A 25,220-nucleotide genomic window follows, 5' to 3' on the forward strand; every position below is an offset into this window, starting at 1 on the left:
CTTTGCCGTGTCAGTCTTTAAGGCATGAGTGATCCCACGCAGGGCCTGATTGCTAGCGAGTCGGGCACATTAATGGAAACTTTAGCGATGCAAGTTGAGCGCCGTGACGCCCAGTGCACAATCGTGTCTATGCCGGTTGAGGGTGCGTTGCAGGTGGTGGGGATTTTGCATGGCGGGGCTAGTGCGGCGCTGATTGAAACTGCCGCCTCGGTAGCTGCTCGCGAGGCCGCGCCCGAAGGAAAGGTGGCGGTGGGCACTGAACTGAACGTTTCGCATTTGCGTGCGGTTAGGAGCGGGCGGGTGCGCGCCACGGCCACGCCCCTGCATTTGGGGCGGCGCACCGGGGCCTATCAGGTTCATGTTCACGACGACGCCGGACGCCTCACTGCGCACGGCACGTTGCGGGTGCTGTTTTCTTAGACATTCTTAAAGGGAAAGCTGTTTTAGCGCCGCTAAAACCATTGTGGGCAGGCCTAGGGCCTGCCCACGTTTATGAGTGTGTAGTGTTAAAGCCACTGCCTTGCGGTAGAGGCGTTAGGGGTCTACTTCTTTTTGGCGCCACCAACCTGCTCGATTACGGCGTCGGCTACCTCACGCATGGTGAGGCGACGGTTCATGGAGGTCTTTTGTAGCCAGCGGAAAGCTTCAGGCTCGCTTAGGTTCATCTGCTCTTGGAGCAGGCCCTTGGCGCGGTCAACGCGCTTGCGGGTCTCGAAACGCTCCTGCATGTCCTCTAGCTCGTTTTCTAGAGAGACAATCTCTTCGAAACGGCTATAAGCCACTTCAATGGCCGGCAGTAGGTCTGCCGGGGTGAAGGGCTTGGTTAGGTAGGCCATGGCTCCCGCATCTGCTGCACGACGTGCAAGTTCTAGTTGAGAGAAAGCGGTGAGCATAACCACTGCACAGGAGTGCTCTTTGATGATGGTTTCTGCGGCGGTGATCCCGTCCATAACCGGCATCTTTACATCGAGGATGCACAGGTCTGGCTTGAGTTCCTCCACGAGTCGAATTGCTTCTTCACCGTTGGAGGCTTCTCCAACAACGTCATAGCCCGCTTCGGTGAGGATTTCGACAATATCAAGTCTGATCAAGGCTTCGTCTTCAGCGACGAGGACCCTACGTGATGACATCAATGGCTCTGCACTCATGTTTGGTAGTATAGTGGAACAGGTGCTTGAAAATCTGGGTTACACTAGATGACGCACAGCCCCTCTAGCCCAACGGTAGAGGCAATCGACTCAAAATCGATCCAGTGTGGGTTCGAATCCCACGGGGGGCACTTAGTTTTTGAATTGTTTGTGCAGGTCAAAGCCGATTTGCAGAACATAAATCCACCCCTCTAAATACCTAGGCTTAATAGGTTTTAACGACACCACAAATACCAGTGATTAGAGTCACATTAAGTTGTTGACTTCCTGAACAGCCAAAAGGCCCCGGCTAACGCCGGGGCCTTTCAGTTTGATTTAGCTAACAAAATCAGTCGAAGTCTACCTGCTCGCCAACCGTGTGGACACGGATGGAGTTGGTAGCGCCGGGGGTGCCCGGAGGCATACCGGCCACGATAACTACCTGAGCGCCCTCAGGAGCTAGCTTCTTCTCACGCAGGAAGTGGTCTACCTGCTTGACCATCTCATCGGTGTGACGTACTTCGTCAACCTTGTAGGCGTGCACACCCCAAGAGACCGACAGCTGGTTGCAGGTGGTCTGCAACGGAGAGAAGGCCAGTAGCGGAATGTGGTTACGCAGACGCGATAGACGACGTGCGGTGTCACCAGACTGAGTGAAGGTCACCAGGTGGGTGGCGCCAATGCGCTCACCAATACCGGCAGCGGCGCGGGTAATAGCACCACCAACGGTGTGAGGTTCACTGCCTAGCGGAGCGATGCGGTCACCACCGTTTTCCTCAACGTTTTCAATAATCGAGGCCATGGTGCGAACGGCCTCAATGGGGTAAGCACCCACGGAAGTCTCACCCGAGAGCATAACCGCGTCGGCGCCGTCGAGAATAGCGTTAGCGCAGTCAGAAGCCTCTGCACGGGTGGGGCGCGGGTTAGAAATCATGGAGTCGAGCACCTGGGTGGCCACAATTACCGGCTTAGCGTAGCGGCGGGCCAGCTCAATGGCGCGCTTTTGCACTAGCGGCACGGCCTCTAGCGGGTACTCAACACCCAGGTCACCACGAGCCACCATGATGCCGTCGAAGGCATCTACAATCTGCTCTAGGTTGTCTACAGCCTGGGGCTTTTCGATCTTAGCGATCACCGGACGGCGGATGCCTTCCTCGTCCATGATCTGGTGTACATCTTCAATGTCCTTAGCGTTACGCACGAAGGACAAAGCAATAATGTCTGCGCCAATGTTCAGACCCCAGCGCAGGTCCTCACGGTCCTTCTCGCTTAGGGCGGGCACAGAAACGGCAACACCAGGCAGGTTAATGCCCTTGTGGTTAGAAACGTAGCCGGGCACCTCCACCTTGGTGATTACATCAGTGTCGGTGACGGCCACAACACGAATGGCCACATTGCCGTCGTCGATAAGTAGCATGTCGCCAGGAGCGCAGTCTCCAGGCAGACCCTTGTAGGTAGTAGATGCGCGCTTGACGGTACCAAGCACGTCATCAATGGTAATAGTGAACTCGTCGCCCTTGTTGAGCATGACCTTCTGGTCATCCACGAAACGCCCTAGGCGAATCTTGGGACCCTGTAGGTCAACCAGGATAGCTACCGGACGACCGGAGGCTGCAGCAGCAGCGCGCACGCGATCGATAACAACTTCCTGGTCTTTAGCACTACCGTGGCTACGGTTAATACGTGCCACGTTCATGCCTGCGTCAACTAGGGCCTGTACCTGCTCGGGGGACTCGGTTGCGGGACCGAGGGTGCAAACAATTTTGGCTCTACGCATGTAACCAAGATTAGACCACATTCCCCGGTAACTGTAGCCTAAACAGCTGTTAAGCTAATTCAAAAGTTATTTTCATTTTCAATCAAAACCTTCACTCTCCTTCCAAACCCGCCCCCACCTGCGCAGATGCTTTTTGTTTGCGAAGGGTTAAAAATAGCCCAGTTAAACCGATTAGACACACCACGGCCGATGTCCACACATTAAGTCTAATACCTAAAATATGCTGCGCGTCATCAATTCGTAGGTATTCAACCCAAATACGCCCAGCCGTATAGATCACCATATAGGCCCACATACTTACTCCCCCACGCCAGTTAAAGCGCCGCCCCAGCCACACCAGCACCGCCGCCCCAGCCAGGTTCCACAATGCCTCATACAAGAAAGTGGGGTGAAATAGGGTGCCTGGCGCGTAGCCTGCAGGCAGGTGCTCGTCGTCAATGCGCAGCCCCCAAGGCAAAGTGGTGGGAACACCAAAAAGCTCCTGGTTAAACCAGTTACCCAGGCGCCCAACCGCTTGCGCCACCAGCAGTGTGGGGGCCACCGCCTCAGCAAAAGTACCCACTTCAAGTTTGCGATGGCGCAGGTAAAGCCACACCGCCAGGGCACCGGCGCCAATCCCGCCCCAGATCCCCAGTCCCCCATGCCAAACTTGCGGGATCAAGGCCAAATTCCCCTCGGGCCCAAAATAGGCATCTGGGGAGGTAATCACGTGGTATAGCCGCGCCCCCACAATGCCGCAGGGCACCGCCACTAGCGCCGTATCAAGCACCACATCCTTTTGCCCACCGCGAGCGCGGTAGCGTTTGTCGCCCCACCATACGCAGATGAAGATGCCGGCCAGGATGCATAGGGCGTAGGCGCGGATGGGGATGGGGCCTAGGTGCCAGATGGCGTTGCTGGGTGAGTTTATGGCGCTGGGGAGGTTTGTGGTGGTGAGGGTGGCGAGTTGGGTGGTGTTCATAGGTTTTTTTCGCGGGTGAGTTTGTGTAGGGCGGGGTGGGATCCGGCTGAGACTAGGTTGGAGACGAATTGTTGTATGTCGGTGGCGAGTATGGCGGCTTGGCCTACTACGACTACGTTGGCGCCGTCTTTTGCGTATTGCATGACGTCGTGGGGGCCGCGTACGCCGCCGGCGGCTACGCGTATTACGCGGTTGCCTAGTACGTCTGCGATTTGGGCGAAGAGGGTGGGGTCGATTTGTCCGGTGACGTAGTCGCGGGCGTCGACGCTGATCATTTGGGCGCCTAGGGCCATGGCTTGGAGGGCTTCGCGTCGTGAGCGGACTTGGACCATGGAGGTCATGCCTAGTTGGTGGGTGCGTTCGATGAGGCTTTCGAGGGCGATTTCGCTTTGGGCCTGCATGGTGAAGGTGATGCCGTCGGCGCCGTGGGCGCGGGCTTCGTGGATTTGGTAGGTGGTTACGGGTAGGTCGTTGACGATTATGGGGGCGTCTACGGCTTTGGCGACGGCGTCGAGTTGTTTGATGGAGCCTGCGTAGCCGCCTACTTGGGTTACTACTGAGATTGCGCTGGCGCCTGCGGCTGCGTAGGTGCGTGCGAGGGTGGCGGCGGCGGGGACTTGGCCTAGGGAGACGAAGGTGGCTGAGGCGGTTTTTACTTCGGCGATGATTTGTACGGGGCGTTCTTGGCTGGCGAGGGTGTGTGCGATGTTGCGTGCGGGTTGGGCGTGGGCGGCGAGTTCTTTGAGTTGTGCCAGGCTTACTTCGCGTTCGCGGCGTTTTTGGGCTAGGCGCACTGCGGCGACGGCGTCCATGAGCCTGCGTTTTTGTACTATTTCCACCACACCCACGTCCCTATAATCGAGCTCACAGGGGTTTGAAAGCAAATCGGGTGGTCGCGTTAGGCTGTGGGGGTGAGTGATTTGTGGGTTTTTGTTGATGGTTTTACTGGTAGCGGTAAGAGCACGGTTGGCTCTGCTTTGGCGCGTGAGTTTGGGGGGCGCTTGGTGGCTTTGGATGATTGTGTGCAGGGTTGGGATGCTTTGGCTGGCTCTATGGAGCAGGTGGCGGTGGCTTTGCGGGGGTTAGCTGGGGGTGGCCGGGCGGTTTTGCCGCAGTGGGATTGGGTGGCGATGGCGCCGGGTGAGCCTTTGGTTTTGGGTTTTGAGCCGGTGTATGTGTTTGAGGGTAGTGGGGCGTTGTATTTGGCGTATTTGCTTAGGGACGCGGGGGTGTCTATGCGCAAGGTTTGGGTTGATGCGCCAGATGGGGTGCGTCATGAGCGGATTGCTAGGCGTGATGATTACCTGTGGGATGTGGCTAAATGGGAAGCCCAGGAGCGCTTTTGTAAGCGTTCCTGGGCTGGTTTGGATGGTTTTGTTGATCAGGTGATCATCAACCAGTGATTGCCTGGCCGCCGCGCCTGCCTGTTTTCCTGCCGCCAAGCCTGCCTGTTTAGCTGCTTGGTTTGAGAATTGGCGCTATTTAGCGGCGGGGCCCGTTATTTGCGTTTGCTGGAGGTTTTGCTGGGGCTGGCAGAGGGTAGGGCGCTGGGGCTGACGGTTACTTGAACGTTGTCGTCAGCGTTGATGGTGGCCGTGGCGGTCGCGGTGGCGCCGCCAGAGTGGTCGATGGCTAGTACGTCGATGACCATGGCTACGGCTCCGTCTCCGCGGGCTTGTTCACTGGGTAGGGTCAGTAGTACGCGGGAGCCTACGGGCACGTCCACTAGGTGTTCGGCGACGCCTTTGAGGGTGTTGCTCATGTCGATTACGCCGGGGGCCTCGGCGGGGTTCCAGGAGCTGGAGATGACTTTGGAGTCTTTCCAGTTGATTAGGCTGTAGCGGGCGATGACGGTGGAGTCGGCGCGTACCTGTTCGCCTTTACCTACTAGCAGGGAGTAGATCTGTGATTGGGTGGGTTCAGCTACTCCGCTTAGAGCTACGGTGACTTGGTCGCTTCCCACGGTTACTTTGGGGGCGCTGGCGTCAGCGCTGGCTGGAGTGCCGGTGGCCACGGTGGGTAGTACATCCACTACGGTGATTTCTTCAGTGGTGGCCCCGTTGTTGGTTACGGGGGCGCGCAGTACTAGGCGTGAGCCTTCTTTTACTCCCTCAAGGTTGTTTAGCAGGGTTTGGCCTACTTTTTCGTCTAGCAGCCCGGAATATAGGCGCACTCCGCGCCCACCGGCGGTGGTGTTTTTACCGTCTTGGCCTGAGAAGGTAGCTAGGTTTAGTAGCATGCCTTGGCCTTTAACTAGGGCGCGGCCGGTGCCTTTGACAAGCTCATCTTTAATGACTTTGTCTACTGGGCTTAGGGGGTGTTTGAGGTTCAGTACCGGGATGGCCCCCACGTTGCCTGAAACCGTCATGGCGTCAGCTAGGGGCGCGTCGGCGCTTAGCTGTGCGTCGGTGGCTTTAGCTGAAGACATTTGTGGGTCTTGGCCGCCTGAGACTAGCACCGGCACTATCACCATAAGGGCGATTAGTACTATTGCCCCTAGGAGGAACCAGATTCCCTTAGGGCGTTTGCGCCCTAGCGTGGCGGTAACTACACGGTGGGCTTGAGTAACGTTAGTGGGGTCGTTTGCGCTGCGGGCGCTACGAGGTTGCTGTTCCACCTACACTCCTGTGCCTTGCCAAAACGGGTCTATCTGCGAGCTTTGCAGCTCATCAAGTAGTTTATCCACTCGCCAGTCACTATTTGCTAGCGGATCAAGCAGCTCAAACTGGTGGGCTGAGCCGTCTTCAAGTTTGATGTTAACCCAATCGGCTTTAAGTAGGCGCCCTGCACCCTGTGCAGCTTCAATAAGTGAACCTCGCAGGTGCGCGCGGGTGGTGGCAGGGGCGGTGGGGCTGGTGGCTTTATTGGCGTCGATGAAAGTAGCTAGAACCCCGCTGCGCTCTAATTTAGTGCGCAGCCCACTTGCTGGGTCTAGGTCATGGTAGGCCAAAGCTAAACGTTTTAGTCGCACATCATTTGGCGCTAGCTGGTGGCGGTTGGCATAGGCCTGCAGTAGTTTCTTTTTGGCCGCCCAATCCACCAGGTGGCTGACCTTGCCCCAATTACCAGCGCTGATGGCCTGCAGGCAGGTACGCCAAATGTTTAACACCTGGGCTTGCCAGGGGTCTAAATCCAGCTCAGTTTGCGCATATTGGCTTAAGCGTTCCAAGAACTCGCTTTGAATTTGGGCTGCCCCTAGACGCCGTCCATCAGCTAACTCCACCATGGTTTGGCCGCGTAGATCTTTAGAAACCTCCCGGATAGCTTTAGGGGCGTTAGCCAGGGTTAGATCAGAAAAATCTTGGCCATGTTCAATAGCGTCCAGCAGCAGATCCACGGCCCCTACCTTGAACAAGGTCATGGCTTGGCTCAGGTTGGAATCAGCCACAATGATGTGCAGGCGCCGCCATTTATCGCCCTGAGCGTGGGGTTCGTCGCGGGTATTAATCATGGGGCGTGAACGGGTGGTGGAGTTAGCCACCTCATTCCACATTTGGTCGGCGCGCTGAGACAGGCGGTAACTACCATCATCGGCCAGCCAACCTGCCCCACTGATAAGTTGGCGGGTAACTAGGAAAGGCAGCAGGCTACGGGCCTGACCCCAATAGTTATCGGTGCGCGCCAGCAGATAGTTTTCATGGCAACCATAGCCGTGACCAGCCTGGTCACGGTTATTTTTAATGATGTGTAGTTTTTGGCCTTCTAGACGCTCATTAGCTTGCTTGGCTAGTGACTGCACCAGCTGGTCGCCGTAGCGCTCTTGGATAAGTAGATCCTCAAGGCGGTCACATTCAGCGGTGGCGTACTCAGGGTGGGAGCCCACATCTAAATACAGCCTGCCGCCGCCAGGTAAAAACACGTTAGTGCTGTTATAACGCCGGTTTATCGGTTCAAACAGGCTTCGAGCCCGCTGCTCGGCATCCATCTGGCCGCCCTGAGTGGTCAGCGCATACTCGGTTTCTAACCCAAATACACGCCGGCTAGGGCTGCGACTAGTCACTGTCCACCCTTTTGAATGAAGCTGTCGACAAACTCTTGAGCATTTTCCTCTAGCACCGCGTCAATGTCGTCAAGAATGTCGTCAAGATCTTGAATCTCAAGCTGCTCTACCGGCTCTTGCCACTGACTAGGGGCACTTTGCTGGCTAGAGTAGCTGGCATTAATTTGATTTTGACTATCCACTTAAACTTCCTTGATGTTTTAGCTGCTCACGCAGGTATTGGGCGATTTCTGGCTGGGGGCGCAAAGATTTCAAACTCAGGCGCACTATATGAGGCCAGCCCGGTGGCTGGTAAAGAATTGAAGTCCACGAAGCCCCCACCGTATGCTCCAAATTAGCTACCGCCCAGCCACGCAGATAAGCGCGCGTATCTGGCGGGGCAGCAGCGACGGCGTCGGCCACCTCAGCGGCGCAAGCTAACCGCATAATGCGCCCGCCCGCATCTAAACGCTTAATAATGGCCCCATCAACGTCACCCCACTGAATATCCAGGGCCGCCAGACGCGGATGATCCCAGTCGATACGCCCACGCCAACGCAAGCCCTGACACAGCTGATATTTAGCCACCCACTCCACACAGTCGGCCACAGTGGAAATATCGCTAGCTAAACCATCCAACACTTTTTGCCACAGCTCAATCACCTGGGCGGCGCTACCAATCTGGCTAGCCTCAAGACCCCCAAAGCGCTCCACACAGGCCGCCTTGACGGCGTCTAGTAGCTTTTGTTGGATCTGCAGGGCGCTAAATTCTCCCCCGGATGCGCGCAGCTTAGTTTTCAAACTCAAGTCACGTGAAACCTGATGACACTGGGCTACCACGTCGCCTGTCAGCAATAGTGGCTCCAAAGCCTGCGGCTGGGTTTCTAGCAGCCACAACGCCAGGTTAGTGATACCCACTTTCAACAAAATCGGTACATCAAAACGGTTAGAGTCACCGCTAATGACATGGATACGCCGCCAAGAGCGCCCATCGGCGTGGGGCTCATCGCGCATATTGAGCAAGGGGCGGGCATAGGTGGTTTGCAAGCCCACACTGGTGTGGATGTAGTCGGCGCGCTGAGAAATCTGGAAGCCACTTTGTTCACTGCGCTCACCTAAACCCACCCGGCCAGCACCAACCACTATTTGGCGGGTAACTAGCACCGTGGCCAGAAGCGAATTAAGCAGATCCAGGGGCAGAGCGCGGCTAACTAAATAGTTTTCGTGCGCGCCCCAAGTGGCGCCCTTACCGTCCACATTATTTTTGTAGGCATGCACCTGTAATCCCTCAGCTTTAAGCTGAGCTGTAGCCCGGGCAGCTATCAGCTCCCCAGCCCGATCCCACACCATGGCCGCAAATGGGGTGGCGCATTCAGGACTGGAGTATTCAGGGTGAGCATGATCCACATAAAAACGCCCCCCATTAGCTAGCACCAGGTTAGTTAGGGCCTGTCTTTGCAACTGCTTACCAGTACGCAAACTAGCCCCCGGCGGCAGGGCCTGCTCAGCAGCCAGGTCACGCACAACCTCCCCGGCCCCCACCCCGGGCACACCCCAGTCACATAGCCCACCGGCCAGGCTTTGCGCCGCGCCACCAGTCCCCTGGTTTAAAGGGGCGCCCGCAGAAAGTGCAGTGGGCACAGATGGCTCCTGACAATCAGCGCTGCCCCCTGGCTGGCTGCCATCGCTGGCGCCCGCAGGGGCACTAGGAGCTAGGCTGCCAGGCAAATCAGTTAGCAAAGAAGCATCAGCTAAATCACGCGCCAAGCGCCCACCACGCAGGTCAGCTAGGGGATCTTCATCCTCATAATCCCAGCGCACCGCCTGGCTCCAACGCCCTGCCCGCGAAAAGGGCGCATAGGCGGCCACGCTTCGCGCCGACAGCTGCATAGGATTCATGGCGCAGCCGGGGGCTAAAATACCAAATTCGGTTTCTAAACCCACCATGCGCCGGGCTGGATCTGGCGTGTGCATCAGTGCTTAGCTCGCTTCACGCTACGCACCATCACAGGCCTCTCCCCCAGCTGGCGTAGCCAGCCCTCAGAGTCAGTGCTGGCGTTAAGCTCTTCTTGTTCACGCCCCGCCTGGGCCACTGCCTCCAGCAGTAAAGAGGTGCTAATGCCACCCTCAGCTCCGGCTAGTTCACGTTTAATCGCTAAAGTCTTGGCCCTAGCCACCACCGCTGCCAGGTAGGCACCAGAGATCAGCTCACTGGCATAAACCTTACGAGAAGCGCCGTTAACGTAGGTGATTTCCAAAATCTCGTTGGCATGGCTGGCCGCATACAGCGCCTCCACAGTGGCACCAATCATGATCTGTAAAGCATCTTGCCTACTGCCAGCGCGCGCCAACTCGCTGGAGGCAATCGGTAACTCACTAGTTAGGTGCTTAGCTAAAATCTCGCCGGCAGCGAGCTTATCGGGGCGACCAATATAGATTTTTACGTCTAGTCGCCCCGGCCGCAGCACTGCCGGATCAAGCATGTCTTCACGGTTAGTGGCGCCAATGATTACCACATTGTTAAGGGCCTCAACCCCATCTATTTCCGCCAGCATCTGGGGCACAATCGTGCTTTCCATATCTGAAGAAATACCTGAGCCACGCCGGCGCAGCAGCGCCTCCATTTCGTCAAAGAAAATCACTACCGGGCGCTGCTCATCAGCTAGACGCCTAGCCTGCTCAAAAATGGTGCGGATTTGGCGTTCGCTTTCACCCACATATTTATCAAGCAGTTCAGGGCCTTTAATGTTGAAAAATGCGGCGTCACCTTGCCCCCTAGCGTGTGCCAGGGAAGTAGCCACAGCCTTAGCAATCAAGGTTTTACCACACCCTGGAGGCCCATAAAGCAGTACGCCTTTAGGGGCCGAAAGGTTATAGGAGCGATACAGCTGCGGGTGTGTAAAAGGCAGTTCAATAGCGTCACGCACCGCGCTAACCGCGTCAGCTAAACCACCAATTTCCTCAAAAGAAATATTGGGGCTGTCGGGCACAATCAAATCCTGCACGCCGGTGCGTTCAATTAGGCCCAGCGCCAGGTCTGCCTCCAGGTGAGCAGCCAGCATATCCCCGCTACGCAGTGGCTGGTCCAAATTTTCGCGCTGCAAACCAGGGGCCAGCTGCAGCACTTTACTAGAGCCCGAGGAGGTAGTTACCAGCACTCGCTCACTATCGAGGCGCTCGCTGACATAGACTGCTTCACCCACGTTCATGGGTTCGCTTACACCCACCACCACTTGGGAAGAGTTAATTAACAGCTGACTGCCGGCGTTAATCTCCTGTTCTTTAACGCTAGGGTGCACCGCTAGGCGCATACGCCGCGCCCCCACCATGGCCTCTAGTGCCACTAGCTGCTTGTTTTCATAAAACAGCCCAGTGCACACCGCGTAGCTAAGGGGCGGTTGGCGTAGCTTTTCTAGCTGGCTATCGACCTGCTCTAAACGCTGTTTAGCGCGTCTTAAGCCCGCCGCCAATCGCTCGTTTTTAGCCGCCAAACTGGCAGCTTCAGCCTGTAATTGGCGTACCTGGCCAACTAGCACTAGCGGGTCAACATTTGCTCTACCCATGCTTTTAAGCTACTCCTTAAAAGCCGGGCGCTGGACGGCGTCTAGCCCCAAAGTTTGCGCTACCTGATCAGTTAGTGCCCCCCGGGCGCTGGTAGCTTGCACATTTACTTCAGTGGCGTCGTCGGGCTGCTTAACCAGGCAGTCACGCAGCACCTTGCGAACTTTACGGTCCGTGCTGGTGCGCTCGTCGACGTCGTCGGCCACCCAGTAACCAGAGTCGTCATAAGCCCCACCCCTACCGGTTTGCCGGCGGCTAAGGGGCTTAGAGCCGGCAGCTAAACGACGCGCCAAAACCAGGAAACCAGTGTGACCCACCATGCGGTGATCGGGGCGCACCGCCAAGCCATCTACATGCCAGCCACGCGACATGGTTTCCCAAGCCAGCGGCTCACTAAAGCTCTGGGTGCTTCGCAGCGCCTCAACCGTGCGCGACATCTGAGTGACGGTAGCCACGTAAGCGCAAAACACGCCGCCGGGGGCCAAAGCCCGGACACTTTGCTCCACATTCTCCCAGGGCGCCAACATGTCTAGCACCACCCGGTCAATCGAAGCATCCTCCACCAAATCAGCTACCACCTGGGCAAAGTCACCGCTGTGTAGCTGCCAGGCGCGGTGGTGGCGGCCAAACCAGGCATCAACATTAGCAGCGGCAATACGGGAAAAATCCTCGCGGCGCTCAATAGAGATAAGTTTGCCCTCTTCCCCAATGGCGCTTAGCAGGCTCATGGTTAGTGCCCCTGAACCCACCCCAGCCTCTAGCACGCGAGCGCCGGGGAAAATATCGGCCATGGCCACAATATTTCCCGAGTCTTTAGGGTAAACCACCTGAGCCCCACGCGGCATGGATAGCACATAATCGGCTAGCAGCGGGCGCATAATCATCAGTTCATGGCCACTGGCGGTTTCAATGACGCTACCCTCGTTTAACCCCACAATTTCACTGTGGTGCAGGTTGCCGCGTACCGACTGGAAATAGCCGCCTTCCTCAAGCACAAAGGTACTCATGCGCTTTTTAGTGTCGGTGATCTGCACGCGCTCACCATAGCGCAGCGGCCCGCGCCGCCCGTCCTGGCCCAGACGCTGCTGGGTGGCAACTTTGGCTACCTCACGCTTGGCTCGAATAACGGTGGCTGCTACCTGATCTAGGGCCGGCTCGGCCTGGGTGGGCTGGGGGCTGTTTTCGATTTCCTCACTCATCCCCACCAGTGTAAGGGCTACCTAATTGTCACCAGTATTGCTGGGACATAGGTCACTAGCTTGCTAGCTAATAGGGAAATAGTGCGCCTCCCTTAAAACTAAAAGAGCCCAGGGTTTGTTAATTTTGTGGGTATGGATGGGCACTTAAATACTTCACACGACGGCGCGGCAGCGGGCACCCAGCCAGGAGGCTCCAGCTCAGCTGTGGCCGACGGCGCGGGCTCAGCTGGCTCAAAGGCCGACGGCGCGGCAGACTCTGGCGCCCGCCCTACGGGCGGCAAACGCAACGCCCTGTCTCCCTCGCGGGTAAAAGATTTTAAGCAGTGCCCGCTGCTGTTTAGGTTTCGCTGCGTAGATCGCCTTGAAGAGCCCGGCTCCCTGGCCACCCACAAGGGCACGGTGGTACATGCGGTGCTTGAAGACCTATTTGATCTGCCTGCCGCCCAGCGCACTGAAGCCGCCGCCCAGGCCATGCTTGAGCCCCACTGGCAGGCCCACCGTGAGGCTAACCCGGCGGTTATGGATCTATTTGATGACCCCAGCCAGGTAGAGCCCTGGTTAGAGCAGGGGCACGCGCTTATTTCTAACTATTTCCGCATGGAACTGCCTCAGCGTCTAGAGCCGGCCCAACGTGAGCTGTTCGTGCAGGCTAAAACCGATTCGGGGCTGCTGCTGCGCGGCTTTGTGGATCGGCTAGATGTGGCCCCAAATGGGGCTATGCGGGTAGTTGACTATAAAACTGGTAAAGCCCCCGCCCCGCGTTTTATGGCTGAAGCCCTATTCCAGCTGCGTTTTTATGCGCTGGTGTTAAAGCGGATGCGTGGGGTTATGCCGGCGCGTTTGCAATTGCTTTATCTTAAAGACACTAAAACGCTAAGCCATGACCCTCACCCTAGTGAACTTATCGAGGTTGAGGAGCAATTAGAGCAAACTTGGAACGAAATTTTTGCCTGCGCCCAGCGTCAGTATTTCCCACCGCGTAAAAGTGTTTTATGTGGCTGGTGTGCTCACCAGGAGTTTTGCCCGCTATTTGGGGGTAGAGAGCCCGACATGCCAGTAGAGAAGTTGAGCTACATGCTCACCGCCCATGACTAAATTGCTAACCTTTGCCTATGGAGTATCGCCAGTTAGGACGCAGTGGGTTACGGATCTCTTCGCTAGGTCTGGGCACAATGACATGGGGCAACGACACTGATGCCACTAGTGCCCGTGAGCAGCTGGAATTATTCGTAGATAAGGGCGGCACACTGGTTGATACGGCTGCCTCATATGTAGGCGGTGACAGTGAAAAGCTGCTGGGCCAGCTGCTGACTAAGCACATTTCACGCCGTGAAGTGGTGCTGGTATCTAAAGCAGGGGTGCGTTCGTGGCGCACCGGTGAGCGTAGCGCGGTTAGCGACGCCGGGCGCGGCACGCTGCTAGACACGCTCGATGATTCTTTGGCACGTTTGGGCACTGACCACCTGGATTTGTGGCTGGTACAGATCCCCGACTACTACACGCCCATGGAGGAAACAGCCTCAGCTTTAGAGATGGCTGTGCGCAGTGGCCGCACCCGCTATGTGGGGGTGTCTAACTATCCGGCTTGGGCGGCTGTGCATATGGCTGATTTGCTTGGTAGCGCTATTGGTATGGCCGGGGTGCAAACTGAGTATTCGCTGCTTAACCGTAGCGCTGAGCAGGAGCTTATCCCGGCCGCCCAGGAGCTGGGTTTTGGGGTTATCGGCTGGTCTGCGCTAGGGCGCGGGGTACTTACCGGCAAGTACCGTAACTCCACTCCCCCTGACTCACGTGGTGCCTCAGTGCATCTGGCCGGGTTTGTGGCCCCTTATTTAAACGACGACGCCGCCCGCGTGGTTAACGCGGTGGCGACGGCGGCTGCGGGCTTGGAGCGTAGCCCGCTTGAGGTAGCTTTGGCTTGGGCTCGCGGCAGTGATGGGATTGACTGTTCGATAGTTGGCGCGCGCAACACTCACCAGCTGCGTGACATACTGGCTGCTGCGGATCTGCAGCTAGAGCCGCAGATCCGCCACGTGTTAAACGAGGTTAGTTAAGACTTTTCCTCGTCTTCTTCGTCAAGATCTTCTTCATCGATATCTTCGTCGTCGTCTTCGTCAAAGTCGTCGACGTCGTAGTCTTCATCTTCGTCGTCTTCGAAGTCTTCTTCGTCAAAGTCATCGTCGTCGTCTTCATCAGCGTCGACGATGTCCAGGGGAAGCTCAATACCAAAGGCAGTGAACAGGGCGTCGTCGTAGGTGAAGAAGGCGTCAGCGAGACGGTCTTCAGCGGCAATTACCGCTGGCGAGAATTCGTCACCGGTGGAGGCGGCTTCAAAGTGCTGCTCTAAAGCGGCAATGAGTCGGTTAAGTGCTGCGCGCGGATCTGTAGCCATATGCCAAGGTTAGCGAGATTTTCGCCCCCGCGCAGCGATTAACCAATAATCGGTTGTAGTTTGCCGGCTGTAGTTTGTGCCTTGGCCCGGAGTAATTGACCCCGGGCCAATCCTAAAGGCTGCTTTTAGTCGTTTAGACCTAGCTGCTCACGCACAAAGTCCACAAACAGGTCTTCACCCTTGATGCGGCTGGTTTCTTCAGGGCCAACCACCACGCGTACGCCGTCACGCAAAAGCTGGGAGGCACCGCCGTCGGGACCTAGCGGCAAAACCACCCATTCTTTAGTCGGACGGTAGCGCTTGGTGGGAGCGCCGCCAGCAATAATGGATTTGATGTTGGCAGCTACCACTTCGGCGTGTGCGCGGGCAGCGTCGGCACGCTTAGATTCACGCACGTCAGTTAGGTCGCCGATGGCCCACACGTGAGGGTGGTCGATTACGCGCAGGTATTCATCCACCCGGATAGTGCCGTCATAGTGGCGGATGTCGGCGTAGGACTGGCCTAGGAAGGAGCTGGCTACCCGCGCCCCATAGGCACGGAACCAAATATCGGCCTCAATGGTGCGTCCACCCTTAGTTTCCACAGTGAAAGGCGACAAGGTGGCCACATCAGTGGAGGGCAGGTAAGCCAGTTTGTCGCCGGTAATGATTTCTACGCCGCGATCAAGTAGCTGGGCACGGATGGCTTCACGCAGTTCACTCTTGTAGTCGCTGGAGCACAAAATATCGTCGGCGCTCTCAACCATGATTACGTGCAGGTCAGGGAAGGCGGAGGTGATTTCACCAGCTAGCTCCACCCCCACTGCGCCAGCACCCAAAATCAGTACCCGCCTGGCAGATGCAAGGGCGTCATTGGTGCGGGCAATGCGGGCCTTGGCCACCACTGAGGGTGAATCCATGTGCTTGGCCGGGAAGGGGTAGGCCGTGCCGGTAGCTAAAATCAGCTGGTCAGCTTCAATTACCTGGCCGTCGGAGGTGCGCACGGTGGTGCCGTCCACGCTCATGGCGGTGGCGTTAATTACGCGGCCATTTTTGAGTAGGTGGTCGTAGGGCAGGAAGATTTTTTGTGCCCAATCGGGGTCAACCGTGGCGCGCAGCGCTGCCGCATGGTTAACGAAAGTGTCTTTTTGTTCGATCAGAGTTACTTCGGCACACTCGTCTAGGGCTTTAGCCGCAGTGATACCGCCATAGCCACCACCGACAATAGTGACGCGAACCATAATACTTCTCCCGGGTAATAGGTTGGGTGGCCATGCCGCGTCGCTTGCGGCGGCCTTAGTTAAAGCCTAGCGCACCTAGGCCTTAAGTCCACGTTTTTACTGAAGCCTAGTTGTGCGCTTAGCCTCAGCCATGCAGTGAAAAGAGCGATTTTAGGCCGGCCGCGAGCTTAGCCAAGCCGGCCATGAGCTTAGTCATCGGATGATCAATAGAGTCATATCTACGCCGCAGCCATAGGCCAATTAGCGCCCCTAGCGCTGAAAGCTGCATTAGCATTGAAGGCGACACCACTTGGGGCGGGGGCAGCTCACTAAAGTATTTCTCTGCAATGGGATCGCGCTCCACTATAGAAAGCCTTATTAACTCATAGTTAATGTCTTCAAGTAGACGTTGGTTTCCCGCATAATCTAACGTTGGCCAGACAAGTAGCATGGCTACCAGCGCCACCAGCGGATAGGCAAAGTGGGGCCTCATCTCGCGCAATATAAACCCACAGATAAAAGTCAACAGCGCCATTGACCCTCCCAGCAGACCAAATTCTGCTATGCGTACCAGCCCTAGCAACCACCATTGAGGTCCGGTATCTAAGGCCTCAAAATAGTTGGTCCTTTTAAACACCTCGCTATAAACCATCAGGCCACAGAAGTAGAAGAACCCAATCCAAGCTACATATGCGATACAGATAAAGGCAGAAGTATTTGTGCCATCGTTGAGATAGGGAGCAGGGTCAGGGCCATCCGCAACGGTCTTTTTGTGGCTCACTCGCTTTGGGGTATCAGTTTTGGCCTCAGTGCCAGAGGATTTTCTAGACTTCTGCTCCACAGCGTCAAAGGATTCTCTGGCTTCGTAAATCAAAGCATCAAAGGGGTCGCTAGGCTTATCCTCATCCGGTTCATCCTTGGTCGGCTGGCCCAAAGCTGATTGGCTATTTAGCTGCGCACCAGCCAACCTTGGCGCACTAGCGGGGTTGGTAGAGGCGTTTGTGGGGCTGGAGCTATTTGCTAGTGCACTGCTAATTTCTGCCGGATCTACCAGGGCCTGCTCGCAGTCAGCAAAAGCTTGTGTTAACTGCCTTTTTGCAGCTAGCGCCGCCGGCGAAGTTTCACCGGCGGCGCTAGCTGCTTGATACTGCTTAAGGGCAGCAATTAAGTGACCAAGTGAGGCATCAGGGTTAGTCTCCATGTCCTAACCATAGCCTCAATGTGCCCGGGGCGTGTTTAGTCCAAACCACGGCGCTTGAGTAGGTGGTCCAAGCTGGGCTTACGTCCCGCAAAGCGCTGGTAGCTAAGGGCCGCCTCGCGGCTGTCGCCACGGCTGAGGAACTCATCACGGAAGTGCTGACCGGCCTGGCGGTTAAGTCCGCCGTCGTTGTCAGCCTCAGTGCCAATCGCACCCAGGCCGGCGGTGCGGAACCAAGCCACCGCGTCGGCGTCCATAACTTCGCTCCAAATGTAGGCGTAGTAGGCGGCGTCGTAGCCCCCACCAAAGGCGTGAGAGAAGTAGGCGGTGCGGTAACGCGGCAACACTAGGGCGTCGTCGATACCGGCCTGAGCTAGGGCCTGGTGCTCAAACTCCTCCACCTGCTCAGCCTCAGTGGGTACCTGCTCGGGGGCAAGCTGGTGCCAGGCCTGGTCTAGCAGGGCTGCGCCCAAGTATTCGCTGGTCATGTAGCCCTGGCCGAAACTACCCTGGGCGCGCAGCTGCTCTAGCAGGTTGGCGGGCATGGGCTCGCCGGTTACGTGGTGGCGGGCGTAGCGGGCCAGTACCTGGGGGTGCAGCGCCCAGTTTTCGTTGAACTGCGAGGGGAACTCCACCACGTCGCGGGCCACGTTAGTGCCGTTAACTGACGGGTAGTAGGTGGCCCCAAACATGCCGTGTAGGGCGTGACCAAACTCGTGGAAGCAAGTAATTACGTTGTCCCAGCTGAGCAAGGTGGGGCCAGAAGCGGGCTTGGTGATGTTCAGGCAGTTAATGATGATCGGCTTAGTGCCAGTCAATCCGCTGGGCTCATTGAGGGTGTTCATCCAGGCGCCGCCAGACTTACCCTCGCGGGCGTAGTAGTCGCCCACAAATAGCGCCAGCACGCTGCCGTCAGCTTCACGCACTTCCCATACACGCAGGTCAGGGTCGTACATGTGGGCGGCCAGGTCTTCGCGCTCGTGGAAGGTGATGCCGTAGAGGCGGTTGGCGGCAAAGAAAACACCGTCAATGACGTTATTTAGCTCCAGGTAGGGGGCCAAAATCTCGTCATCGACACCGAACAGTTCTTTACGCTCGGCTTCCTCGTAGCGCAGCCAGTCAGCGGTGGTGAACTCGACGCCAGGCTCAGCCTGGGCCATACGCTGGGCTAGACGCTGTCCATCACGACGGGCGTTGGCCATAGCCGGGCCAGCCAGGCGCGAAAGCATAGCGTTTACGGCCTGCGTGGTTTTAGCTGCAGACTCTGCGGCCACACTAGCGGCGTGGTGTTCAAATCCCAACAGCTGGGCGCGCTGGGCACGTAGCTTAGCTAGCTGCTCAACGATCTGACGGGTGTCGCGCTCGCCGCCAAAGTTACGGCTCTTAGCCTTGTTAAGTAGGGCTACGCGTTCATCATGGTTTTCTAGCGTGGCCAGCTGCGGGGTGAGGGTAAAGTTAGCTACCCCATTGGCGTGGATTTCGTCGGTAACCAGGGTGTGGAAACGCGCCGAAAGCTTAGTGATGGCGGCGTTTAGTTCACGTAGCTTGGCCAGGTCTTCGCCTTCTAGAGCTACGCCGTCGCGCTCAAATTCCTCTACAGCCAGGGTGATGACGCGCTTGGTTTCCTCGTCAAAATCCTGGCCAGATTCGGCCAGCTGCTTGTAGCGGCGGTACATGCGCGCATCTAGCGAGTAGGCGTCAGAGTGCTCGCTCAGTTCAGGGGCTAGACGCTCTTCTAGGTCATCAAGATCCGGGCAGTAGGTGGCTGAGGTTAGTGCCCCTAAGGCGATTAGGGCGCGTTCAAGTAGGGCGCCGCTAAGCTCGCAGGCCACCACGGTGTTATCAACGGTGGGTGGCTGCGGGTTGGTGGCGATAGCTTCCCACTGGGCGCGCTGCTGGCGCATACCGGCGCGGATAGCTGGTTCAAAATCTTCATGCTTTAGCACGCTAAAGTCAGGTAGGCCCAGTTCTAGGCTCCAGGGCTTAGCTAGCGGGTTAGCCGGGTCTAGATCGGCCTCCATGGCTGCGATAGCGGCTGAGAAAAGTTCACTCATGTACCTATGTTGGCACACTTGCTCGCTACATATTCGTAATCTTTGGCCCCTTGGGTGCGCATATAACCCCGACGGCGCCCAAAGCGTAGCGGTTAAGTCGCCTTTGGGCTGTTTTGGTCAGCTAGCGGTTTAGCCAGCGATCACGCACCCAGTGGAACAGATGGCGCAAGCCAAAACCGAGCAGCGCCCCCACCCCAGCGCACGGTAGGGCGTAGCGGCTAACATCCCAATAGGCGATATCAAGCATCAGCGCCCCGTGGAAGAAACTACGCGTGGCGTCTTCAAAAAACAGCATCACCCAGGTGGTTAGCAAAGCCATGACCACCACGAAGGGGTAGGAAATTAGCGCGCGCACCTGACGAATTTTAGGCCCGGCACAGAAAAATACGGCTAGCAGCATGAAGGGACCTAGCGACCCCACCCCCGTGAAGGAATCTAGGAACTGTAGCAATCCTAGTGGGACACTGATTTGGCTTACCGGGGTGTACAGATAAGAGCGCACCACCATATACACGATTAGGGTTATTACCTGCGAAAACGTAAACCAGGCAGCGTATTTAGCCAGGGCCAGCCAGGTAGGTACCTGCTCGTCTTGGGCCGGACCAAAGCCAACCGCATGCGAGAAATCAGGGTCGACGTCGTCATCGTAAGTTACGTTGTCGGGCAAGTGATAGCTGGCCCCATTAGCGCTGGTATTACCCAATTTTCCCCCTGTAATGCCTCGGTGCCCTTATCCTAGTTCAGTGCTGGCAGATTTAGCTATTTAGCCAGATTATCTTAAAAATGTCAGCTATTTAGGAGTCAGATATGAGTGCGTGTCCTACCCTACCGGTTATGATCTGCCTGGCACGCATTGTCAGCCAAGGTTTAGTGCCTGCCACTAGTGCTACTAGCGTAGTGCAGGCAGTTAGCAATCTGCTGGCGGTGCAAGGCCAGCAGGTTTCAGCCCTACCCCATGCACTGTTGGAGCGCACCCCGAGCGCAAAGTTCAGTGATGTAAGCACAGCTTTTAACCAGTTAGAGTTAGTGCGCTCGCGGCCAATGCGCGGCACGGTACATATTACTAGCGCCGCTGACTACCACTGGCTTCGGCTAACCCTAAATCAGCGCTCCACCTATAGTTTGCGCAACCAGTTAGTTCTAGGGGGCATTAGCGAAACTGACCTAGAGACCGCTTGGCAGCTAGTTAAAACCCATGCGGGAGAGCAAGGGATTAGACGCAAAGACATGTTTGCACTGTGGGTGCTCTCAGGCCTAGCTGTTAAAGCCCAAAATGCTACTTCCCCGCAGGCTCCCCCCACCGAGCAGGCCCGAGTTAACCGTTGGTGTACCTTGATGATGTGGGAGCTGGATCGAAACGGCCTAGTAGTTGAGGGCCCTATGGGCACCAATGAACATCGTTTCATTGACGCTACCTGCCTACCTGCCGCCACCAGCGCGGCTAGCGGCTATAAATTTGACCCGACCAATCTGCGTGCAGCGCGCATGGAAGTAGCTAGGCGCTACGCCTACGGGCACGGCCCGGTAAGTGTAGCTGACCTGGCACGCTGGACCGCTTTACCAGTAACTCAGGCCCGCCAGGCTCTTGAAGATGCCGCCAGTGACAGTAGTGACATTAAGCAAATTATCCGCGTAAAAATCGAGAAAAATACATTTACCCCCGCTGCGCCACCTAAAGCTGTCAAAGAGTATAATCAACTGTTATATATGCGCGCAGATTTGCCTGATCTGTTAACGGATAATCTATCCCAAGCTCGCAGGTTAATTTATTTACCAGCTTTTGATGAGCTACATGTGGGTTATCGCAACCGCACCTGTCTTACTGATGAAGCAGGTGAAAAGCTTATTTGTCCCAACGCTAATGGTTTATTTAGGCCTTTAATTGTTAATAATGGCCGGCTTATCGCGGTACGCCCGGCATCTGGCGAGGTTATCTGGTTAGACAAACCCAGCGCTTACATGGACAAACGAGTCAATAAACTAGTCGGCAATAGGTTAGAAAGCTTACAATAGGTCATAAGCTTGACCCCTTTCCCTAGGACTCCAAAATGTCAGCCCTTACTATTTTTCACACCGGCAGCGTTATCGTTGACGAGGCTTTGCCCTACCGTCGCCCCAGCGACCACCCGTTAGCCTGGACTCACCTGCTGCGTGATGACTCACGGTTAGTTGAGGTACCAGTATCGTGCTACCTATTTGAGGGCCCCCATGGGCGCATGCTGATTGACACCGGCTGGCACCCAGATAACCGCACCAAACTAGGCCAGATAGCTAACCTGCGCCAGCAATACCCCGCCAAACGGGCTGTTTTACCGCAAGGTCAGGCTATTGATGAGCAGCTAGCGCAAATGGGTATTAGCCCTAAAGATCTTGACCTAGTGATGCTCTCGCACCTGCACTGCGATCACGCTGATGGGTTGCGGCTAGTTAAAGAGGCCCCTGGCATTATGGTTTCTAAAGCCGAGTGGTGCGCCGCTAAGCGAGACCACCTGCGCTACCTACCCCACCAGTGGAAGCATGTAGCTATCAACACCTACCCGTGGAACACCAAAATTGGTCCCTGGGATGCAGGCTTTGATGTTTACGGAGATGGCTCCGTGGTTACGGTGGCCCTGCCAGGTCACTCCTATGGGCTAACTGGCACCATTATCCGCTCATCTAACATTTCCAGCTCTGACCCGGCCCGCTGGGTACCTAATGCTTCTGGCGACGGCGTCCACGACGGGCGCGAGTTCATTTTGCTTACCTCCGACGCCGGCTATGGGCGCCGCTCCCTCGAAGAGGATCTACGCCCCGGCATGGTTATCAATGCCGGTTGGGCACGCCGCTCACTGGATTGGATTCGTCAGGTGTCTAAAGATCCGCGCTGTCTGGGCGTAATCGCCAGCCACGACCCTGAAATTATCCCCGAAACTATCCAGTTCTAGCGCAGCTAAAACCTCAGCTGACTGATCTTGCTGGCGCTCTCTAGCGAGACTAGACCGTAAACCCCCCGCTGACTGATTTAGGTGGCGCTTCCTAGCAGACTGCTTTAAACACGCCAACTTAACGTTTGTCCCGCCGGCCCAAGGCCGGCGGGAGACGTTTTTGTGGAGGTTTTAAAGTTTTGTATAGATCAGCCCGGTTGCGACATGCGGGCAGCTTGGTAGCAAGCTAGCTCTATGGTTTAGAAGCTAGCTCTACGGTTTAGGCGTCGATGCGCTCGCGGTCTACCTCATCGGCGTTGTCAATAATAAATTCGCGCCTAGGCGCCACGCTTGAACCCATAAGTAGCTCAAAAGTGGATTCGGCTATCTCCACCGCTGCTTCATCAGCTAGCGTGATTCGACGCAGCATCCGGTGCTGGGGTTCCATAGTGGTTTCAGCTAGCTGGTGAGCGTCCATTTCACCCAAGCCCTTATAGCGTTGGGGTTCTTTAAAGGTGCGTCCCTGCTTTTCCAGCTTGCGTAAAGTGTTAACCAGCTCTTCATCAGAGTAGGTGTAAATAACTTCCTTCTTTTTGCGCCCTTTAGCACTGACCTCAATGCGGTGTAGTGGCGGCACTGCCGCATATACTCGCCCCGCCTCAATCATGGGGCGCATATAGCGGAAGAACAGCGTCAGCAGCAAGGTGCGAATGTGTGCGCCGTCGACGTCAGCATCAGTCATCAAAATAACCTTGCCGTAACGGGCTGAAGAAATATCGAAAGTGCGTCCACTGCCAGCTCCCACCACTTGGATGATGGCTGCGCATTCAGCGTTATGCAGCATGTCTGCGGCTGAAGCTTTTTGCACGTTAAGGATCTTGCCGCGAATAGGTAGCAACGCCTGGTTTTCGCTGTTACGCGCATTTTTGGCGGTGCCCAGCGCCGAGTCACCCTCTACGATAAACAGCTCGGATGTGGCCACGTCGTCGCTACGGCAGTCAGCTAGTTTAGCGGGCAGGGTGGAAGTTTCCAGCGCAGTTTTACGGCGGGTAATTTCCTTATGCATTCGGGCACTGACGCGTGCACGCATCTCCCCCACAATTTTTTCTTGTAGGGCTCGCGCCTGGGTTTTGAGGTCACGCTTGGGGCTGTTAAGCAGGGCGGTTAGCTCTTTTTCCACCACTGCGGCCACAATGGCGCGCACCGGGGCGGTGCCTAGAACTTCTTTAGTTTGCCCCTCAAACTGCGGTTCGGGTACGCGCACAGTAACCACTGCGGTCAGGCCAGCTAGAACGTCATCTTTTTCAATTTTGCCGTCGCGCGAGTTTAGCTTTAAGGCACGCGAATTGGCACTGATCTGCTTGCGCATCACCTTAACTACCGCCTGCTCAAAGCCAGCTAGGTGAGTGCCACCCAGGGGGGTAGCAATAATGTTTACAAAAGAACGCTCACAGGTGTCATACCCGATCCCCCAGCGTAGCGCCACATCCACCTGGCAGGTGCGCTCCACCTCTACCGGGCGCAGGTGTCCGCGCTCGTCAAGCTGCTGGACGGTCTCGTTATAGGTACCTTGGCCGGTGAGGCGGAAGGTGTCGGTCACTGAGCCGTCTTTAGCCAGGTAGTCAACGAAGTCGGCGGTGCCCCCCAAGGCCAGGTAGGTTTGGGGTTCGGTGGTGGCTTGCGGGGCGTCAGTTGCCTCAGTTTCACTGTTGACAGTTTCATTGTCGACGACGACGCTGGCTCGCTCATCGATTAGCCGCAGGCTCAGCCCAGGCACCAAAAACGAGGTTTGCCGTAATCGCGCGGCCAAAGCGGCGCCGTCGTAGTCATTGGGGCTAGGGAAAATCTGACGGTCAGCCCAGTAACGCACCCGCGTGCCGCTAACCCCACGCTTGACCTTACCCACAACCCGCAGTTCACTGGCCTCATCGAAGGCAGTAAAGGGACTGTTGGGGCTCATGCCGCGTGAATCATCAAAGATTCCCGGCTCGCCGCGCCTAAAACTCATGGCGTAGGTTTTGCCGCCGCGATCTACCTGCACATCCATACGGGCAGATAGCGCGTTAACCACTGAGGCGCCCACCCCGTGCAAACCGCCGGCAGCGCCGTAGAGGCCGCCACCGAATTTACCGCCGGCATGCAGCTTGGTGTAAACCAATTCCACGCCGCTTAGCCCAGTGGAAGGCTCAGTGTCTACCGGCACCCCGCGCCCGTCATCACGCACCTCAATTGAGCCATCTGTATGCACGAAGACGTCAATATTTTTGGCGTAACCTTCAAGCGCCTCGTCAACGGCGTTATCTACTATTTCCCAAACGCAATGCATCAGTCCACGCTGATCGGTAGAACCGATATACATGCCTGGACGCTTGCGAACCGCTTCTAGGCCTTCTAAAACGGACAGATGACGAGCGGAGTAAGCAGGGGCTTCGGACACGTGTACAACCTATCTGATTGCGCCAATTAATGCATATTGCGGGTGTATCTGTGGGTGAACACACTGCGCCAACAGCAAAAATAGGGCTTTAGAAGGACAAAAACTTAAAAACCTGTGTTGGTATTAAGCCATGAATGTTAGCAGCGTATTGAATCAGTCAGCTAGCCAGGCGGTTGAGCCGCTCAATGTGGCAGACCGCTGCGACCTTTGCGGGGCGCGCGCTTACATGCGCGCGGTACTAATGAACGGGCCACTACTGTTTTGCGCCCACCACGGCAAAGCCAACTTGGAGGCGCTGCGCGCCCAGGCTTTGCGCATTGATGACTTCACCGACGAGCTCGACTGAGCAACAACCATTGCTCAACTGACCCACAGCTATCGCGCGACTGAGCACTAACCATTAACTTAACCGACAACCAAAGTAACGTGG

General features: G+C 56.4%; 23 protein-coding genes and 1 tRNA gene. 8 read left to right on the forward strand and 16 right to left on the reverse strand.

The genetic code is table 11. The features are described 5' to 3' along the window. Positions 1–24: 24 nt before the first annotated feature. Positions 25–420 carry a thioesterase, FlK family gene (locus tag HMPREF0045_RS02900; RefSeq protein WP_005985341.1) on the forward strand — a complete coding sequence of 132 codons (396 nt, stop codon included), beginning with the start codon at positions 25–27 and terminating at the stop codon, positions 418–420. A 122-nt stretch (positions 421–542) separates the two neighbouring features. On the opposite strand, the gene HMPREF0045_RS02905 is transcribed toward HMPREF0045_RS02900, so the two are convergent. Beyond that, a complete protein-coding gene (locus tag HMPREF0045_RS02905; RefSeq protein WP_040315684.1) occupies positions 543–1,148 on the reverse strand; it encodes an ANTAR domain-containing response regulator in 606 nt (201 codons plus the stop codon). Positions 1,149–1,206: 58 nt separating this feature from the next. Between HMPREF0045_RS02905 and HMPREF0045_RS02910 the strand changes: the two genes are divergently transcribed. Next, positions 1,207–1,279: transfer RNA gene (locus HMPREF0045_RS02910), tRNA-Leu, on the forward strand. A gap of 197 nt (positions 1,280–1,476) precedes the next feature. On the opposite strand, the gene pyk is transcribed toward HMPREF0045_RS02910, so the two are convergent. From pyk to HMPREF0045_RS02925, 3 genes are all read right to left on the reverse strand, one after another. Then, the gene (gene pyk / locus HMPREF0045_RS02915) at positions 1,477–2,904 is read right to left on the reverse strand and encodes a pyruvate kinase (RefSeq protein ID WP_040315935.1); all 1,428 of its coding nucleotides are present in this window, start codon (positions 2,902–2,904) and stop codon (positions 1,477–1,479) included. Positions 2,905–2,995: 91 nt separating this feature from the next. Beyond that, on the reverse strand, positions 2,996–3,865 hold the full coding sequence (gene lgt / locus HMPREF0045_RS02920) for a prolipoprotein diacylglyceryl transferase (protein ID WP_005985346.1): 870 nt from the start codon (positions 3,863–3,865) through the stop codon (positions 2,996–2,998). Then, positions 3,862–4,707 (reverse strand): indole-3-glycerol phosphate synthase TrpC, encoded by an 846-nt coding sequence (locus HMPREF0045_RS02925; protein WP_005985348.1) that lies wholly within the window; start codon positions 4,705–4,707, stop codon positions 3,862–3,864. The genes lgt and HMPREF0045_RS02925 overlap by 4 nt, the downstream gene beginning before the upstream one ends. A gap of 69 nt (positions 4,708–4,776) precedes the next feature. On the opposite strand from HMPREF0045_RS02925, the gene HMPREF0045_RS02930 reads away from it, so the two are divergent. Next, positions 4,777–5,268, forward strand: coding sequence for a nucleoside/nucleotide kinase family protein (locus HMPREF0045_RS02930; RefSeq protein ID WP_005985351.1), 492 nt, complete (start codon positions 4,777–4,779; stop codon positions 5,266–5,268). Between the two features lie 95 nt (positions 5,269–5,363). On the opposite strand, the gene HMPREF0045_RS02935 is transcribed toward HMPREF0045_RS02930, so the two are convergent. Genes HMPREF0045_RS02935 through HMPREF0045_RS02960 form a run of 6 tightly spaced genes read right to left on the reverse strand, consistent with a single transcriptional unit; the run spans position 5,364 to position 12,604 of the window. Continuing rightward, positions 5,364–6,482 carry an FKBP-type peptidyl-prolyl cis-trans isomerase gene (locus HMPREF0045_RS02935; protein ID WP_005985358.1) on the reverse strand — a complete coding sequence of 373 codons (1,119 nt, stop codon included), beginning with the start codon at positions 6,480–6,482 and terminating at the stop codon, positions 5,364–5,366. Continuing rightward, the gene (locus HMPREF0045_RS02940) at positions 6,483–7,865 is read right to left on the reverse strand and encodes a proteasome accessory factor PafA2 family protein (RefSeq protein ID WP_005985360.1); all 1,383 of its coding nucleotides are present in this window, start codon (positions 7,863–7,865) and stop codon (positions 6,483–6,485) included. Continuing rightward, a complete protein-coding gene (locus tag HMPREF0045_RS02945) occupies positions 7,862–8,047 on the reverse strand; it encodes a ubiquitin-like protein Pup (RefSeq protein WP_005985363.1) in 186 nt (61 codons plus the stop codon). The genes HMPREF0045_RS02940 and HMPREF0045_RS02945 overlap by 4 nt, the downstream gene beginning before the upstream one ends. Beyond that, entirely contained in the window at positions 8,040–9,818 is a 1,779-nt protein-coding gene (locus HMPREF0045_RS02950; protein ID WP_005985365.1) for a proteasome accessory factor PafA2 family protein, read from the reverse strand. Before HMPREF0045_RS02950 ends, HMPREF0045_RS02945 begins: the two co-directional genes overlap by 8 nt. Beyond that, complete coding sequence (gene arc, locus HMPREF0045_RS02955; RefSeq protein ID WP_005985366.1) at positions 9,818–11,407, reverse strand: proteasome ATPase; 1,590 nt, start codon at positions 11,405–11,407, stop codon at positions 9,818–9,820. Before arc ends, HMPREF0045_RS02950 begins: the two co-directional genes overlap by 1 nt. Before the next feature lie 9 nt (positions 11,408–11,416). Beyond that, the gene (locus tag HMPREF0045_RS02960) at positions 11,417–12,604 is read right to left on the reverse strand and encodes a tRNA (adenine-N1)-methyltransferase (protein ID WP_005985369.1); all 1,188 of its coding nucleotides are present in this window, start codon (positions 12,602–12,604) and stop codon (positions 11,417–11,419) included. A 132-nt stretch (positions 12,605–12,736) separates the two neighbouring features. Here HMPREF0045_RS02960 and HMPREF0045_RS02965 point away from each other — a divergent pair, with 132 nt between their 5' ends. After that, complete coding sequence (locus tag HMPREF0045_RS02965) at positions 12,737–13,699, forward strand: RecB family exonuclease (protein WP_005985371.1); 963 nt, start codon at positions 12,737–12,739, stop codon at positions 13,697–13,699. Between the two features lie 17 nt (positions 13,700–13,716). After that, a complete protein-coding gene (locus HMPREF0045_RS02970) occupies positions 13,717–14,658 on the forward strand; it encodes an aldo/keto reductase (RefSeq protein WP_040315686.1) in 942 nt (313 codons plus the stop codon). Here HMPREF0045_RS02970 and HMPREF0045_RS10660 read toward each other — a convergent pair. The 5 genes from HMPREF0045_RS10660 to HMPREF0045_RS02995 all read right to left on the reverse strand — a co-directional run bounded on the left by HMPREF0045_RS10660 (position 14,655) and on the right by HMPREF0045_RS02995 (position 20,150). Further along, on the reverse strand, positions 14,655–14,996 hold the full coding sequence (locus HMPREF0045_RS10660; protein ID WP_005985375.1) for a hypothetical protein: 342 nt from the start codon (positions 14,994–14,996) through the stop codon (positions 14,655–14,657). The genes HMPREF0045_RS02970 and HMPREF0045_RS10660 overlap by 4 nt on opposite strands. 125 nt (positions 14,997–15,121) lie before the next feature. Continuing rightward, positions 15,122–16,216 carry an NAD(P)/FAD-dependent oxidoreductase gene (locus HMPREF0045_RS02980; RefSeq protein WP_005985377.1) on the reverse strand — a complete coding sequence of 365 codons (1,095 nt, stop codon included), beginning with the start codon at positions 16,214–16,216 and terminating at the stop codon, positions 15,122–15,124. Between the two features lie 124 nt (positions 16,217–16,340). Further along, a complete protein-coding gene (locus tag HMPREF0045_RS02985; protein ID WP_155813079.1) occupies positions 16,341–17,162 on the reverse strand; it encodes a hypothetical protein in 822 nt (273 codons plus the stop codon). 269 nt (positions 17,163–17,431) lie between these two features. Further along, positions 17,432–19,447, reverse strand: a complete 2,016-nt coding sequence (locus HMPREF0045_RS02990) for a M3 family metallopeptidase (protein WP_005985380.1) — start codon at positions 19,445–19,447, stop codon at positions 17,432–17,434. Positions 19,448–19,568: 121 nt separating this feature from the next. Beyond that, positions 19,569–20,150, reverse strand: a complete 582-nt coding sequence (locus HMPREF0045_RS02995) for a hypothetical protein (RefSeq protein ID WP_005985382.1) — start codon at positions 20,148–20,150, stop codon at positions 19,569–19,571. A 104-nt stretch (positions 20,151–20,254) separates the two neighbouring features. On the opposite strand from HMPREF0045_RS02995, the gene HMPREF0045_RS03000 reads away from it, so the two are divergent. Together HMPREF0045_RS03000 and HMPREF0045_RS03005 are read left to right on the forward strand one after the other, a co-directional pair. Then, positions 20,255–21,460 carry a DNA glycosylase AlkZ-like family protein gene (locus tag HMPREF0045_RS03000; RefSeq protein WP_005985384.1) on the forward strand — a complete coding sequence of 402 codons (1,206 nt, stop codon included), beginning with the start codon at positions 20,255–20,257 and terminating at the stop codon, positions 21,458–21,460. 35 nt (positions 21,461–21,495) lie between these two features. Further along, a complete protein-coding gene (locus HMPREF0045_RS03005) occupies positions 21,496–22,374 on the forward strand; it encodes an N-acyl homoserine lactonase family protein (RefSeq protein WP_005985386.1) in 879 nt (292 codons plus the stop codon). A gap of 259 nt (positions 22,375–22,633) precedes the next feature. On the opposite strand, the gene HMPREF0045_RS03010 is transcribed toward HMPREF0045_RS03005, so the two are convergent. Continuing rightward, the gene (locus HMPREF0045_RS03010; protein WP_005985389.1) at positions 22,634–24,790 is read right to left on the reverse strand and encodes a DNA gyrase/topoisomerase IV subunit B; all 2,157 of its coding nucleotides are present in this window, start codon (positions 24,788–24,790) and stop codon (positions 22,634–22,636) included. Between the two features lie 130 nt (positions 24,791–24,920). Between HMPREF0045_RS03010 and HMPREF0045_RS03015 the strand changes: the two genes are divergently transcribed. Beyond that, a complete protein-coding gene (locus tag HMPREF0045_RS03015) occupies positions 24,921–25,136 on the forward strand; it encodes a DUF7455 domain-containing protein (RefSeq protein ID WP_005985391.1) in 216 nt (71 codons plus the stop codon). Positions 25,137–25,220: the final 84 nt, after the last annotated feature.

The organism is Actinomyces graevenitzii C83 (genome assembly GCF_000239695.1).
GTDB lineage: Bacteria > Actinomycetota > Actinomycetes > Actinomycetales > Actinomycetaceae > Actinomyces > Actinomyces graevenitzii.

Bases quoted from the DNA above. Each gene is read 5' to 3' on its own strand.
- HMPREF0045_RS02900 (WP_005985341.1), top strand. From the start codon at position 25: ATGAGTGATCCCACGCAGGGCCTGATTGCTAGCGAGTCGGGCACATTA.
- HMPREF0045_RS02905 (WP_040315684.1), bottom strand. From the start codon at position 1,148: ATGAGTGCAGAGCCATTGATGTCATCACGTAGGGTCCTCGTCGCTGAA.
- pyk (WP_040315935.1), bottom strand. From the start codon at position 2,904: ATGCGTAGAGCCAAAATTGTTTGCACCCTCGGTCCCGCAACCGAGTCC.
- lgt (WP_005985346.1), bottom strand. From the start codon at position 3,865: ATGAACACCACCCAACTCGCCACCCTCACCACCACAAACCTCCCCAGC.
- HMPREF0045_RS02950 (WP_005985365.1), bottom strand. From the start codon at position 9,818: ATGCACACGCCAGATCCAGCCCGGCGCATGGTGGGTTTAGAAACCGAA.
- arc (WP_005985366.1), bottom strand. From the start codon at position 11,407: ATGGGTAGAGCAAATGTTGACCCGCTAGTGCTAGTTGGCCAGGTACGC.
- HMPREF0045_RS02960 (WP_005985369.1), bottom strand. From the start codon at position 12,604: ATGAGTGAGGAAATCGAAAACAGCCCCCAGCCCACCCAGGCCGAGCCG.
- HMPREF0045_RS02965 (WP_005985371.1), top strand. From the start codon at position 12,737: ATGGATGGGCACTTAAATACTTCACACGACGGCGCGGCAGCGGGCACC.
- HMPREF0045_RS02970 (WP_040315686.1), top strand. From the start codon at position 13,717: ATGGAGTATCGCCAGTTAGGACGCAGTGGGTTACGGATCTCTTCGCTA.
- HMPREF0045_RS10660 (WP_005985375.1), bottom strand. From the start codon at position 14,996: ATGGCTACAGATCCGCGCGCAGCACTTAACCGACTCATTGCCGCTTTA.
- HMPREF0045_RS02980 (WP_005985377.1), bottom strand. From the start codon at position 16,216: ATGGTTCGCGTCACTATTGTCGGTGGTGGCTATGGCGGTATCACTGCG.
- HMPREF0045_RS02990 (WP_005985380.1), bottom strand. From the start codon at position 19,447: ATGAGTGAACTTTTCTCAGCCGCTATCGCAGCCATGGAGGCCGATCTA.
- HMPREF0045_RS03000 (WP_005985384.1), top strand. From the start codon at position 20,255: ATGAGTGCGTGTCCTACCCTACCGGTTATGATCTGCCTGGCACGCATT.
- HMPREF0045_RS03005 (WP_005985386.1), top strand. From the start codon at position 21,496: ATGTCAGCCCTTACTATTTTTCACACCGGCAGCGTTATCGTTGACGAG.
- HMPREF0045_RS03015 (WP_005985391.1), top strand. From the start codon at position 24,921: ATGAATGTTAGCAGCGTATTGAATCAGTCAGCTAGCCAGGCGGTTGAG.